The 13,757-nt window shown below is 57.4% G+C and carries 13 protein-coding genes; 6 read left to right on the forward strand and 7 right to left on the reverse strand.

The window, feature by feature from the left end; all coding sequences use genetic code 11:
- Positions 1-6: 6 nt before the first annotated feature.
- Entirely contained in the window at positions 7-450 is a 444-nt protein-coding gene (locus ACVINW_RS07145; RefSeq protein ID WP_456750643.1) for a nuclear transport factor 2 family protein, read from the reverse strand.
- A 125-nt stretch (positions 451-575) separates the two neighbouring features.
- Between ACVINW_RS07145 and ACVINW_RS07150 the strand changes: the two genes are divergently transcribed.
- The gene (locus tag ACVINW_RS07150) at positions 576-1,481 is read left to right on the forward strand and encodes a LysR substrate-binding domain-containing protein (protein WP_456750644.1); all 906 of its coding nucleotides are present in this window, start codon (positions 576-578) and stop codon (positions 1,479-1,481) included.
- A gap of 469 nt (positions 1,482-1,950) precedes the next feature.
- On the opposite strand, the gene ACVINW_RS07155 is transcribed toward ACVINW_RS07150, so the two are convergent.
- Genes ACVINW_RS07155 through ACVINW_RS07165 form a run of 3 tightly spaced genes read right to left on the reverse strand, consistent with a single transcriptional unit; the run spans position 1,951 to position 6,210 of the window.
- Positions 1,951-4,755, reverse strand: a complete 2,805-nt coding sequence (locus tag ACVINW_RS07155; protein WP_456750645.1) for a protein kinase domain-containing protein — start codon at positions 4,753-4,755, stop codon at positions 1,951-1,953.
- Entirely contained in the window at positions 4,730-5,530 is an 801-nt protein-coding gene (locus ACVINW_RS07160; protein ID WP_456750646.1) for a PP2C family serine/threonine-protein phosphatase, read from the reverse strand. The genes ACVINW_RS07155 and ACVINW_RS07160 overlap by 26 nt, the downstream gene beginning before the upstream one ends.
- Complete coding sequence (locus ACVINW_RS07165) at positions 5,527-6,210, reverse strand: vWA domain-containing protein (protein WP_456750647.1); 684 nt, start codon at positions 6,208-6,210, stop codon at positions 5,527-5,529. The genes ACVINW_RS07160 and ACVINW_RS07165 overlap by 4 nt, the downstream gene beginning before the upstream one ends.
- A gap of 429 nt (positions 6,211-6,639) precedes the next feature.
- On the opposite strand from ACVINW_RS07165, the gene ACVINW_RS07170 reads away from it, so the two are divergent.
- A complete protein-coding gene (locus ACVINW_RS07170; protein ID WP_456750648.1) occupies positions 6,640-7,722 on the forward strand; it encodes a hypothetical protein in 1,083 nt (360 codons plus the stop codon).
- Between the two features lie 285 nt (positions 7,723-8,007).
- Here ACVINW_RS07170 and ACVINW_RS07175 read toward each other — a convergent pair whose 3' ends face one another.
- Positions 8,008-8,238 carry a helix-turn-helix domain-containing protein gene (locus tag ACVINW_RS07175; protein ID WP_456750649.1) on the reverse strand — a complete coding sequence of 77 codons (231 nt, stop codon included), beginning with the start codon at positions 8,236-8,238 and terminating at the stop codon, positions 8,008-8,010.
- A gap of 136 nt (positions 8,239-8,374) precedes the next feature.
- On the opposite strand from ACVINW_RS07175, the gene ACVINW_RS07180 reads away from it, so the two are divergent.
- From ACVINW_RS07180 to ACVINW_RS07195, 4 genes are all read left to right on the forward strand, one after another.
- On the forward strand, positions 8,375-8,947 hold the full coding sequence (locus ACVINW_RS07180) for a DUF4339 domain-containing protein (protein WP_456750650.1): 573 nt from the start codon (positions 8,375-8,377) through the stop codon (positions 8,945-8,947).
- 1 nt (position 8,948) lies between these two features.
- A complete protein-coding gene (locus ACVINW_RS07185; RefSeq protein WP_456750651.1) occupies positions 8,949-9,362 on the forward strand; it encodes a superinfection immunity protein in 414 nt (137 codons plus the stop codon).
- Between the two features lie 14 nt (positions 9,363-9,376).
- Positions 9,377-9,964, forward strand: a complete 588-nt coding sequence (locus ACVINW_RS07190; protein ID WP_456750652.1) for a hypothetical protein — start codon at positions 9,377-9,379, stop codon at positions 9,962-9,964.
- A gap of 70 nt (positions 9,965-10,034) precedes the next feature.
- The gene (locus ACVINW_RS07195; RefSeq protein WP_456750653.1) at positions 10,035-10,703 is read left to right on the forward strand and encodes a metallophosphoesterase family protein; all 669 of its coding nucleotides are present in this window, start codon (positions 10,035-10,037) and stop codon (positions 10,701-10,703) included.
- 231 nt (positions 10,704-10,934) lie between these two features.
- Here the strand turns inward: ACVINW_RS07195 and ACVINW_RS07200 are convergent, their stop codons facing one another.
- Both ACVINW_RS07200 and ACVINW_RS07205 read right to left on the reverse strand, forming a co-directional pair.
- Positions 10,935-11,777, reverse strand: a complete 843-nt coding sequence (locus tag ACVINW_RS07200) for an IclR family transcriptional regulator (RefSeq protein WP_456750654.1) — start codon at positions 11,775-11,777, stop codon at positions 10,935-10,937.
- A 322-nt stretch (positions 11,778-12,099) separates the two neighbouring features.
- A complete protein-coding gene (locus ACVINW_RS07205; protein ID WP_456750655.1) occupies positions 12,100-13,641 on the reverse strand; it encodes an amidase in 1,542 nt (513 codons plus the stop codon).
- Positions 13,642-13,757: the final 116 nt, after the last annotated feature.

Here is a 13,757-nt window from a genome sequence, read left to right on the forward strand (position 1 = left end):
GTGTGGCTACCGACCGGCGTCCGATTCGATATGGAAACCTTTCGACGTGATCAGCCACCTGCCGTCGATGTGATGCCAAGTCAGGTGGTCAATGAACACTTTCTCGATGACGCGAACCCTAACCTTCACCAAGGCTTGGGTCGTCGAAGCAAAGTCGACCATCAGGATTTCGTCCTCGCGCGGCGCGTTGACCGACTTCGGCGATTGACGCTTGTCCAGGATGTCCCGGTACACCTTGTTCGACCAGCAGACCATTTTTCCGTCACGATACCCGTGTAGCTGCGCCGTTGCGCAAAAGACGTCGTCAAAGCGCGCCGTGTCGCAGTCGTACATCATGTCGAGATATATCTGCAGGGCTGCCATGAGGCTCGCCATTTGGGCGAGGTCGATCCGATGAGCGACCGGGACATCATGGTCGGCCGAAACCGGATGTCGAAGCGTAGCAGTCATTGAGACCTCCTAAATCTTGCCGCGACTTGTGCACGAGGAAGTGCAATAATCCCACGGCACGTCAAACCATTGCAAAATCGAAGAATTCAGGTGCTAGGTGAGAAAACCTCATCTACACTTATGGTATGAGGAAGCTTCCACCCCTTCGGGCGCTCTATGCCTTTGAGGCAGCTGCCCGGCATCATAGCTTCGCCGCTGCCGCAAACGAGCTCGGCGTTACGCCAACGGCCATCAGCCATCAGATACGACAATTGGAAGAGGCCTCCGGAGTAAAGCTGTTCCAGAGGCGACCGCGGCCTTTGCTCCTGACAAACGCAGGCGCTCGGCTCTATCCTGCTTTGCGCAATGGCTTCGATGCGCTGGCTTCAGCGGTGGCGTTATTAGAAGAAGAGGATGTGACGGTGCCGCTTCGGGTGACGAGCCCGAGCGCATTCGCCAGCAAATGGCTGGTCCCGCAACTACCGAAATGGCGTAACGGAAACCCCACTGCCCCACTGGAAATCATCGGCACGGATGCTGTGCTCGATATGAGGGCGGGCGCCGCGGACGTCGCGATCCGCTATGCGCGAAAGCCGCCGTTCGACTTCGTGGCGCAAGAGGTGTTTCGAGACGCGTACGTTCCAGTTTGCAGTCCGCGCCTGTTGGAGCGCTATGGCCCGATCGAACGGGCCGCGGATATCCTGCGTTTTCCCTTGATCCACTATGATTGGATCAACCGTGATCCAGAAGCGCCGACCTGGCGGCAATGGCTGGCAGTCGCGCGGTCGGTCGATCCCGATTTCGACCTCCCCGAGAAAGCCTGGGATCTGAGCTTCAGCGAGGAGTTGCACGCGATCGACGCCGTCGTTGGGGGACAGGGAGTCGCGATCTGCAGCAACGTGGTCGTCAGCAATGAACTAAAAAGTGGGCTGCTCGTGAAGGCGCATCCGCTCTCCTTGCCCGGGTACGGGTTTTATCTGCTCTGGATAGCGCATAGTCCGCGGGCGTCCGCCATTGAAGCCTTCTCGACGTGGATAAGGGCCCTCAACTGAAGTCGGACACACTTGCCAACCCAGATCGTCAATTTCGTTTGACCCAGAGCTTCGTCCATGGCTTGCGACCTTCAACGCGCCTGAGCCAATTAAATCACATCCGGCTTTTGGTCCACCATTTGAACCGTCCTGTTTCTGTAAGCGCGAGCTCTCACCGTTGCCCCGATGCAATCACGCTAATCACGACAAGAATCATAGAGCCAATCACCAGGAAAGCGATCTTCCGTCTCAAAGACCGTTGAGCATCCAGCCGCTGTGTGCACGATGGACACAGCGTCCGAAGACCGAAATAGCTCCGGATCGAAGGTGCTTTGACCCCTGCAAGAGCGGCTAATGCGATCAATATAATTGACGGCGGTATGCTAAATAGTCCCGCGACGCTCGTCCCTGTCCTGACATTCCTGCGTATACCTTGTCCCTTTGCCAGGCCGGTCCCACAATGATAGCAGCTCGCCATTTCTGAACCTCGCTACCCACATCGATAGTATTTCGAATTTCCTTTTGCGCTGGACCAAGAAAGGGCCTTTCCGGAAACAGCGAACTTAATTGTTGCTGGCCATCTATCTGCTCCAACCTGACAATGACCTCGTACCGCCCAGCCCGTCCGACTGGGCAGGAACGATTCAAATGAGCAGACGCCGCCTTCGGTCCGAGCCTCTTGGGCGGAAATCGTGAGCTCAGTGCCTTGCGTGCACGTCGGGTCGCTGGCCCAGCCGCCCAAAAATGAACGATTGCGAGCGATAGCCCGAGGTGACTGCAATGCTTGGGTTGTTGTTGGGTCCAAGCGGCTGTCCGGCGGCAAGTGATTGACGATCTTGAATTCCCGCAATCCATTAAGCGAAGTTGCGGTCCAGGAAGACTCGATAGACGCAGTAAACCCCAGGTCCTTCAGGCGACCCATTGCAGGATCGGGCGTGCCAGCGTTTGGAGAAGCTTGAGCAACGTCTAAAGTGGGATCAGTTGGCGGCTGAGGTGCCAACTTAACCTCACGTACCGGATCGAGCGGCGGCAGCACTGATGGAGTAGTACCAACCCCGGCTGCACCCTTTTGCGGCTCCTGAGGAAGGCGGTCGAACGGTGACGGGGCTTGTCGCGCGGAATTCCCAACCTGGCTCGGCGTGGGTTGCACGGGAAACCTACCGGCAGAATTGCCGTTAGGTTGACTATTGCTCGCTACAATCGAGATATTCGAACCGGCCAAAGGCACGTTCATTGTAGATCGGGACGTAGGAGGCGTTGGAGGCACCGAGGCCGCACTCGGGCCGCCGCCCGTTGCGCCCGCAGCAAGGAACGCTGCAAAACAGGCTACGCCATACACCCAGCGTCGAGCTACGACATCGCCGAATACTCGCACCTTCTCGTCGACTTCAGCCTGCTTGTACTCGACCCAGATCGCCCGCGCTCGGTTCGTAAGGTCGGTCCGAGAGCGTTGAATCTCGGCGCCCACGGTCCGGATATTGATCAAATCAGCCTTCAAGGCTGTCTCGAGAGCAGCTCGCCTGTGGGCGATGTCTGACTTCACTTGAGCGATGTCGCCGGGGTTCACTGGTTGGCTTGGATTGAAGACGAAGCGTCGTTCAAGATCCGAGCGCCACGCCAGCAGAAGCGCGGCCGTCGCAGGCCCGAATCCAGAAATTTGCTCGATCCGGTGCTGAGAGATATCGGCCGCCGTATTAATCCCGTGCGACCGCAACGTCGCTTTCCTCGCGCTTCCGACGCTCTTGATTTTCGCATTTACGAGGCTAAACCGCTCAAGATGGTACTTCAGTTGCATCTCTCGCTGCCGTCGCGACAAGTCTGCCAAGCGCCGCGCTTCTTCGTTTGGCAACTCGTTGTACTCGCGAATTCTCAGCTCGGATTGGCGCCTCGCATCGTTGAAGCGGGATGCGTCTCCTTCTGTCCGATAGCGCTGATCGACCTGATCCCAAGTCTGCTTGAGTTGATGCGAGCGTGGACCGCTGGCGTGAAGCTGCTTTGGATTCCTAAGTGCGAAGTATGCGGACGTTCCGAGAGCCACTAAGCTAATCAAGGGCGGAACAAAGCCTAACCTCAACAGAGCGGCCGCGGCAACGCCGCCAAGCGTTGCCAGGATGAATTGTCCTGAGGAACTATCGAGCACTCCCTTATTCTGGACGGTTGGCGCGAGCTGCACGGCCGGCATTGCGGAGTCAAGCGACGGCGCGCTTCCCGGATCAGCCACCCCACGGATGGCAGCAATGAGCTGCCCGAGATCCAATGGAGCAGTCGTATTGATGATGAGCGGGGATGGAAATGCAATAAAGCCAGGGATGGCCTTTTCGAGCGCGCACCAGGGGCACTTTGGTGCAGCAGAGAAATAGAAGTGTCCCGCTGTCGCGGTGCATTTGATGAGCTGCATCTCAGCTCGATCTAGAAGCGAGATCCAGTCGGCAGACTTGGGACGCGCGCCGTTCACGCCACCGGGCCCGAAACAAGCCTCAAATGCAGTTGCTAGCTCTCGCGGTACATAGGAGAGGGTCGGCGCGAACGGCGGGGGCTCTGTTTGGGTACGGGACTTATCCGCGGAATACGCAAAGCGGAACTCAGCGATCGCCCGCTCTTCTGGCATATCCCCGCGACCAAGATATCGACCAGAGAACGGGTGCCGGCCGAGAAACAGCAAACTGAATATAGCTACGCCCAAGCCGAATGCATCGTGATTAGGCGTCCGACTTGTGTTGAGAGATTTCCCCTGCAATTCCGGAGGCGTGTAGTCGGGCACACCCACTTCGCAATTGAACGTCTTCCCATCCTTCGAGAACTGAAAAGAATCGCAGTCGATGAGAGTTGCGGTGGCGTCGACGCCAACGAGGATGCCGGAGTGATTTAGATCTCCGATGACGCAGCCGCTCGAATGCACCGCGGCGACCGCTCTTGCGATGTTCTTGGCGGTCCGAACCAGAAGCCTGTAGTCAGCATTCGGAAACTCATTCCGCCGGCTCGCGGGTGAGTACAGCTCGTGAACCGGCTTTTGCTTCCCGACGCGCCGCATCGTGAAACCGGCGAACGTGCCGGAGCCCTCATATAGCGGGGTCAGAGGGAATGCCGCGTTGGGCACCTGAGCCTGGATCCCGCTAGCGGACATAGCGACGATCTTTTGCTGCCGCTCCCGCGCCTTGTCGGGATGATAGATCTTTGCCGCCAGGTTCGGTTCGCCGACTATCTCAAAGACAGCCCCTTCGCCGCCGCGTCCTAGCAGCTTCCCGAGTGGGATCGCCTTTCTATGCTGGTCAAATATGCTCTTGAGGCGCGACATTGGGAATTCGACGTGCAAGCAAAAGGGTTTTGTCGTCATCAGTCCTGTCGCACACCGATGGACTGTTCAGATAATTACATAGGTGCCGCGACAGCTTCCGGTTCTTTCCAGCTTCCTCCGATCTGAAGCCGGAAAACATCTGATTGAAGAACGGGGGGAATGCACCGCGTGTCGAAAAATTCAGAACGAGATGCTCAATGCCATCCGTAAAGACAGCGAGCTCGGAGACAGAGCCCTCTATCTCGGTCAACTGAAACGACGGCTCGGGATCGTCCGTTACAAAGTAAGTAGTCGACGCATATTCTCCGTGCGATGGCCAACTACCAACAAGCCACTCTTCGGAGCTCGTCGTGCGATAGACTGCGGCTCCATCGCCGACATGCAGGACTTTCGTCGTCCCTTCGCCGACAATGCAGCCGACCAGTGTCGCCGCAAAGTCGCGCGGTGTGAGCTCAGCAGATCTTGATGCAATCTCAATCCGTCCGCGCATATCATCTAGCCAATCGCTCGCAACCTCGCGGGAAAGGCCGGCCAAGGTCCCACCGCTTTTGAGGTAGTTCGACACGCTTCGGCAAAAGGCCCGAACTATGATGCGAGAGCCAACGGACGATCGCTGCGCGGATCCAGCCCCATCTGAGCAGACCGCGACAAGCGCAGATTCATTCTTGCCTGCAACGAGCATGCAAGAGCCTGAGTCGTCGCAGCCTCGATTAATTCGAAGATGCGATGTCCCGGTCGCGCTCGCAGAAACCCATTGCCAACTGGGTTCGGTCATCCCGCCGTGGCCCAGCCATCAGGAGCCGTGGGATTTTGCAGCGGGACTTGATCGCCGGGGTTTGACTTGGAGACAGATGAAAGGGAGGCCGAGAGCCACTGGAAAAATTCTTTGAACTGAAGCCCCTTCAGTTTCAGAGGCTCTCGCGTCGCAATCGTACGTAGCGTACCCAAGTCGGCCCCTTCAACGCCGACCGCATAAAACATGAAGGATCTTGCTGCCTCGCCCTCGTGAACAAGCTGCGAAGCACGGCTTACGGAGTCGGTTGGCGAGCCGTCGGTGATCAAGAACACCCAAGGGCGGTAGTGCTTAACACCAGCAGCGCGGTAAGTCGCCTTCCTCTCCTTCAGCATGTCGAGAGCGCGCTCGATCGCCTCTCCCATCGGGGTAGCGCCGGCACTTTCGATGCGCGACGGATAGAAGTTATGCACCGTCGCAAAGTCTGAAAGAACTTGAACGGGCCCGAAGGTAATAACAGCCACTTCAACCCGCTTGGCAGCCAAACTATCCGCCGACAGTTCTTCGCGAAATGCCTGAAGGCCGGCGTTGAGTTGCTCGATAGGCGCACCGCTCATCGACCCGGAATTGTCGAGAACGAGGATAACCGGGCACCGATTTTCGGGATTCTCTACGAATTCCGCGGCGTTGAATGGCTGTTGTGCAAAGTCGGATTCCGACATGTTCGCCCCCTATTGTCGTGTAATTGCCGACTTATCTATACTATGCGGGCGCCTTTACAACCCAAAGAGGAGCAAAAGGTCAGGCCTTCTACTAAATGAGGAGGTCGGCGCTTTCACTTGGTATTCTCGGCGTTCCGCCGAAGCCCGTCTGGCAATGCGGTGTGTCGATGGGGTCTGACTATCCCTGTTGATACTCAAAATTCAGACAATCTCTCATCATTTCTGCCTGCCCAGCGGGCCGCCAGGACAGCCGCGGCCAAGTATACCCCTTAGTGTATCGGAGCTGCCTTACGCCGAACGTAGGTTCGGAGGCTCGCGGAGCAAATTCCGGAGGCGGCCATTCGGCGCGGCAAGCGCGCGCAGCTGGATCGACAATCGCGCATTCGGCGACAACCCTACCCAACCTGCCCTGCAGTCAGGATGCCGCTCATGCTTCATCGTTTTGCTGCTTTGGTTTTTTCCCTGCTGGTTTGGGGAATACCAATCGGTTCCCTTTATGCCTTTGGTCATCCACCGGTGCCGCTCGTCTCGTTCTTCAATCACTGGGATCATCATTGGTATGTTTGGCTGCGAGGTGACCCGACCTTCGAGGCCGTTGAAGTTATGAGCCGGGGCCGTGGGCTGAATGCGCCGCCGCTGGTCTGGGTGTTCTTCACTGAACGAGCACCGCCAAAGCGGCAAACCCACTACGTTAACGACAAGAGCATTGCTTCCGTTACAGGCTGGGAGTTCCGAGATATCGGATTCTCAACGTCCGGGGCGCAGGATGAGCCGCTGGGTCTGTCTGTCTCCCTCCGAGACCTTCAGGATCGACCGGTCGTGATCGAGATTGATCGCGATCCTGGGGTTCATCTTTCCCATGAGCGCGGCGGCCTTACGAACCAGATTGGGCACAGTGGTTCGCGGTTTCTGCTGCTGTTCTTTCGCGCAGAGGGCGCGCTAGCGAAGCAGGCGAGGGTCACAGTCGGCGACGAAGAGGTTTCTCGACCCAGACCCGACGCGGATTATAGCGCTCCATTCACTGCTGCCTACAGTAGCAACATAATGGTCGGTGGCTTCCCGCTCGGCGATCGGAAAACGACGTTTGACGGTCCCTTGAACGCTAACTCCGCCGTCTTACAGTTTCACCAGAAAGGTGCCAATTGGGTCGGCGCACGGGCCGATCACACAACAATCGAGCTTACTTTAGACAATATAGGTGATCTCGAAACGTATATTCACCGAGATGGCGACCACTATCTCGAGGTTCGTTTCGTGCCACCCATTCCACCGGACCCTCGCTTAGACGTCGGCTATAACGGCAACTTCTTCGTCTCATACGATCAATTTAGAGATATCGCCTCGGGGAAGATGTCGGCTAAGCCTGTTGCAGGCGGTTCTTCCATTGACTGGACGTTTGAGGGACCAGACTGGCTCCGAGGTAAGGTGCTCCGAACACAATCGCTAAGTGACACCGACCAGACTGTGCGAGTAAACGTGGAGGCCGTCGCTGCGGATCCGCGTATAAAATGAAGCCCTAGATCGGATCTGCAGCCGAGCTTAGCCACATGACGGCAGCGCGCCCGGTGCCTCAGCCGAGGTTAATATTCATAGTGGAACGGTGATCGCCATTCATTTTGACCGTTTGGAGCGCCGATCGTAATCCGTTGCCTCGATCACCCTTACAGATCTTCGAGCACTCGCCAAAGCCGTCGATTGGTCCAGCCAAAGACGGTCCTGAGCCATCAGCGTTACCAGCGTGATACAGCGCAAGACGTGAAAGTCAAAGAGACGCGTCTAAGCCTCTGCCAATAGCAGCTACCTTTTCCGGGACCGCTTGGGCAGCGGCTTTAGAAATTCAGCGGGTTCAACGTCGAGCACCTTTGATAGCTTTCCGATTATTTCCAAGCCTACGAACGTCCCGCCCTTTTCCAGCTTGCTCATGTAGGTCCGATTCACGCCGGCCTCATAAGCCAACGTCTCTTGAGACAGCCCTTTAGCATGCCGGAAGCGGCGCAAGTTCGCTGCAAAGACTTGGCGGAGGTCCATGCCTCAGCCAATCAAGGCACCGCTTATTAACCCACCGCTTTAAACCGACAAAATTCTGGACTTTGCTCTGGGGGAAACATTACAAACCAACAACCGAACCTTGACAGGTGGCGGGACATCAACACCGGGGTTTAACTTGACCAATTCAGCGGCAAGCGACGAAGAATGGTTCTACGCACAGGGCGGCCAGCGCAAAGGCCCTCTCCCCGCGGACAAGTTATGCGAACTCTTAGTGACTGCGACAATCGACGGAGAGACGCCAGTGTGGCGCAAAGGCCTGGCCGACTGGCAGCCACTCCGCACCACTGAAATCGGGACACAACTCAAGGACAGTCCACCGCCTATCGCCGCGAGCCAAATAAACAACGGTCTAGTGTGGGCTCTCGCTTTCGCCCCGCTCGCTTACCTGTTCGTCGATGTCGCTCTACTCAGCTACCAAACCAGCCATTCAGAAGGTGACGAATTCTTCGAGGCCTTTCTGTCACCACTCAGTTGGCTCGTTCCGGTGTTGACGAACGCAGCACTGTGCCTGGTCGACACCGAACAGCTGAAGCGCGCCGGGTACAGTTCCGGTTGGTTGACGCTCTTCGCGCTTCTGTTGGCGCCGGTCTACCTTTTCCTGCGTGCGCAACGCCTACGTCAGACGCCGACCTACGGGTTCGTTTGGATCGCGACGTTCATCGTATCGATTATTTTGCGGGCGGCGTGACGTGCAAACAGATTCCCATACCGGCGACCTAGTCTTCCTGGCCGTACTTTTCCTCGTTATCGGCATCATCTACATCGCGCCCACTATCGTGGCCTTTCAGCGCAACCATCCAAACCGTTGGGTAATCCTCGTCATAAACATCGCCTTCGGCGGCACGATCATCGGATGGGGCATTGCGATGGTGTGGGCAATGCGGGCGGCTCACCGAGTAGGCGCTATGAGCAGCGGCGGAGAGTCGGGTCTCAACCTGTTCGTCAACGACGTCAGAAAGGTCCAAGTCGTCGATCCTCCACCTCTGCCCGGGACGTCGCCCGCGCAGGAGTTGGAGCGCCTTCACGATCTTTTCGTACGGGGGGCGATTACCGAGGTCGAATTCAACGGCCTGAAAGCCAAGCTGCTTGGCGCTATTCCCTAACGTTGAGAAGAACCATGAAACTGCGACTGATCATTGCACTTCTGCTGTTCGCTGTTCCGATCGGAAGTCTCGGTGCCGAGGAACTCCCCTTCTATAGGAAGGAGACGGATGATTGGTGGACCGTTTTCGGCGGAGCCAACGCGGAGACTGGGCAAGCCACTTGCTACGGTAGCGCACACAAGAAGGACGGGTCGTTCGTTCAGATCCATCGCTCCCTCGTCGATCGAGAGGTCTGGGCCATGGTCCACGATACCGCATGGGAAATTCAAGGACCGGAACGAGGTTTGCTTCGCTGGAACTTCTTCAACGGCCTCAAGAATGGCCTCATCGGAGGCGCAGACTTCGATTACGTCCTCAAGGACAAGAACACGATCCTGATCCTGCAAATCGCCCCCGAGAACTTCTCGCAGGCTTTATGGAATGCACGGTACTTCACCCTTGTGATGCCCGGAAACGTACCGAACATGTCGGTCAGTTTTGGAAGCAAAGGCGCTTCAATGCTTTCCGCGATAGCAGAGTGCGTCAAAGAGAACGAATCGAACTATAAGAACTTCAAGCCGTCCCTTGATAAAGTTCCGGACTCGGTGAAGGAGCGGCTCTAAGGGCGCGCGGCTAGGGCACTCGACCGAACCGGCCCGCTCATACTTGATTGTTCGCGCGTCGGAGTAGCTCTTGAGAACGACCTATTCCATTGGTGACGTCCACGGATGTCTCGACCAGTTGCGGCGTCTCGTTGAACTCTGTGAAAGCGACGCAGGACAAGTTAGGTCTAAGCTAGTGTTCCTGGGCGATTACATCGATCGAGGACATGATAGCCGTGGTGTTATCGAGTTTCTGATCGACCTTCAGAAATGGTCACCGGATGAGGTCATTTGTCTTCGCGGCAATCATGAAGACATGCTCCTGGCCGCCCTCGAAGGCAGCGAGGATGCGGAACAGAGATGGCTGCTGAATGGAGGGGATGCAACGCTGCGCAGCTACCGAGTCCCTGGTGCCGCTGACCTCCCAATCTCGCACGTCGACTGGCTACGCTCGCTCGCCCTCTTTCACGATGACGGCAAACGGTTCTTTGTTCATGCCGGCGTGAATCCCGAGCGTCCCTTGGACAGACAGCGAACGCGCGATCTGCTGTGGATTAGAGAGCCGTTCCTCTCAAGCGACAAGGATTTCGGCCGCATCGTCGTCCACGGACATACACCGCTCAAAGACGGCAAGCCCGACGTCCGGACCAACCGGGTCAATATCGATACGGGCGCAGTGTACGGGCGCGCGTTGACGTCGGCGGTATTCGAAGCCGGCGCGCCGAATCGGTTCCTGTCCGTCGAACCCGATTTGGACTGACGCCAGTGCCGGCATAGATCTTTCTGCTGAGGCTCTGCCTCAGTGCGTCACTCGCGTAGGAAGCCGGCGATAGCTGCCCGACTTGTTCGATCGGCTTTGAGAGGCTTTATCCTTTGCCGCCCTATCTTAGCTGGACGCCCGAGTGTCGCTTGCCGTACTGCGGTGCGCGGCGAGTAAGGCGGTTGAGCGCGGCTTTGAGAATGCCAAAAGGCAAGCTTCCTCGAAGCGCTGTTAAGGTCGCGTACGGGTGTTTCCGCAAAGCTCTGCCGAGAGTTCCGCTGCGATCCGGTGCACGGTGGCGCCGATCTCCGACAAGCGATCATCAGTCAGCCGATCCGCCATGCCCGAGACCGAGACCGCTGCATCTGGCTCGTTGCAGTTGTTGAAGACGACCGCGGCCACGCAGCGCAGGCCAGGCCGCGCCTCTTCATCGTCCACCGCATAGCCTTGGCGCCGCACGGTCTCCAATTCCCTGAACAGCTCGCCCGGCCGCACGATCGACTTTTCGGTCAGACGCGGCATGCCGCGACGGCGGATGATCGCATTGACGTCGGCATCGGAATACGCGGCCAGCACCGCCTTCCCCACGCCCGAAGCGATCAACGCGACACGTCCGCCCACCTTGGTCAGCGAGCGCATGATCTCCCGGCTTTCGATGCGGGATACGATAATGATGGAATCATCATCGACCACCGCCAGATTGGCCGTTTCTCTGGTCTGGTCGCGCAGCTTGCGCAGATAGGGGAGTGCCCGGGCAGAGAAATTCCGCCGGCGCGTGAAGGTCGAGCCGACCACGAAGCTTTGCGCGCCGATGTGCCACTTGGACTCTTCGCGGTCGAACTGCACGAACCTGCGATTCTCCAGCGTCGTCAGTAGCCGATGTGCCGTCGACGGTGGCAATCCGATGCGGATCGCAAGATCGGTCAGCCGATAGCCTTCGTCATCCTCCGCAAGCGCTTCGACGATTTGAAGCGCGCGATCGACGGACTGGACGCCACCTTCTCGTGCATCCTGATCCGGCAGTCCTCGAGAATCGGGATCGGACAGCCTACGGCGGATCGGATCCCTTTTCATCACTCGCATGTCCCTAACCGGTTACAGTTCACAAGAATGCTGTCGGACGGTCGCAGGGTCAGCGAGACAAGTTCTCTTCGATCCGCTTCTGCATCAACGATATTCAAAGGAGGCGGAAGACGAAGTCGCTCTCAACCGGTTGCTCGCGCTGAGAAATGCCGTTCGCTGGAGCACGTGCAACGGCGCGTGCCCTTGAGCAGGCAGTGCGATCTCTGCCTCGTCACGAGGCAGAGATCTGTAATTGGTTCAATACTGATCGCTCCGGCCATTCTGACGCCGAGGAAACGTCTACCCTCGCCGGTACGATTCATTGTTGTCCTTTCTAAACAGCGGGATGCTTCCGATGCCAATCTGTTGCTTGTTGATAAGCATGGCCTGCGCGAAGGAGCAGCGCTTCTTCGAGGCGACGGCTGACGAGTTGAAATGAAAGAGGCATCCCCTTTGCCGTCATGCCGTTTGGCATCGTAAGCGTCGGATTACCCGACATATCAAAGGGAGTAGCGAAACGCAGGAAAGCACTGAGATCGTCGGGCTTTGTAAAGAGCTCAGCTTCCTGCTTAATCGTGAAGTCAGCAGCCGGCTGGGTCGGAATAAGGAGCAAATCGATGTCCGCCAGCAGAGCCGTCAGTGCGCCAGAATAAGCCAGACGGGCGTAATTTGCCTTCATCAAGTCGCTAGCGCTAACCGTACGGCCATAATCGATTAACCCCGCCAACGTGCCGCTAGCGGCAGGACCATATTCCGAAGCGCGAGACGGATAAGTGGCCGCGTGATTAATAGCCGCCTCAACGCCAGCAAAAGTCGCCCAGCCCGCAGATACGGCAGCATAATCGGGTAGTTTGACCTCAACGATTGTCGCGCCCAGCTGTTGCATGACCCCGCGTGCCTCCCGAAGGGCACGAACGATTTCCGCATCAACGCTGGTTTCATTATAGGAAGAATCGATGCCAATTCGCAGTCCCCGAACGCCCTTGTTCAAATCGGCCAGGTAGTCTGGCACAGGATTCACAAGGCTCGTGGGATCGTTTTCGTCACGACCAGCGATGATACCGAGCATGACGGCGGCATCGGCGGCAGACCGCGTCATCGGCCCAACGTGATCGAGGCTTGGTGCAAGCGCGAACACGCCATAGCGGCTAACCCGTCCCCAGGTCGGCTTCAGCCCGGTAATGCCGTTGGCCGATGCAGGAAAGCGGATGGACCCGCCAGTATCGCTACCGAGAGATCCGAAACATAGACCGGCCGCGGTTGCTACTCCGGAGCCGCTCGAAGAAGCTCCCGCATAATAATCTGCATTCCATGGATTTCGCGGCGGAGTAATTTTCGGATGGTGCTTTGCGAAGGCACCTTCGGTGAGTTGGAGCTTGCCGAGGATCACGGCGCCTGCATCGGTCAAGCGCTTCACTACGGTCGCATCGAAGTCTGGCTTGTAGTTCGCATACATCGGCATACCGGATGCGGTGACGATGCCAGCTGTGTTGTAGATATCTTTGATCGCTATCGGCATTCCGTGCAGAGGGCCGCGATATTTGCCTGCCGCAATTTCTTCTTCGGCTCGCTGGGCTTGGGATAGCGCGACTTCAGGCGTCACCGTCGCATAAGCGAAGAGTGACGGTTGGAGCCGCGCGATACGATCAAGCATCGCGCTGGTGAGCTCCAGAGGTGAAACCTTCCGCGCCTTAATGGCTGCGGCTGCATCGGTCAAAGTTGCGTATGGCAGATCAGTCGCTCCGGCCTTCGCAAATACCTTCGGCATGGCTATGCCGGCAACCGCGGTCGCGGCCAAGCCACGAAGTAGTTCTGCCCGAGTAAGCTCCATCGTTTCATCCCCTTGTTGAATGCTGCTGATGCGAAATTGGCTCATTCAAAGAGCCTTGGCGCGGGCATCGGGTGCCGAACTTGGGCTGTGCCGCTTGCTTGGAAACCTAGCTCCCGATTGACTATATGAAAATGGTATGCCTAAATATATCAGACATAACA

It is taken from the genome of Bradyrhizobium sp. USDA 4461 (genome assembly GCF_054055655.1).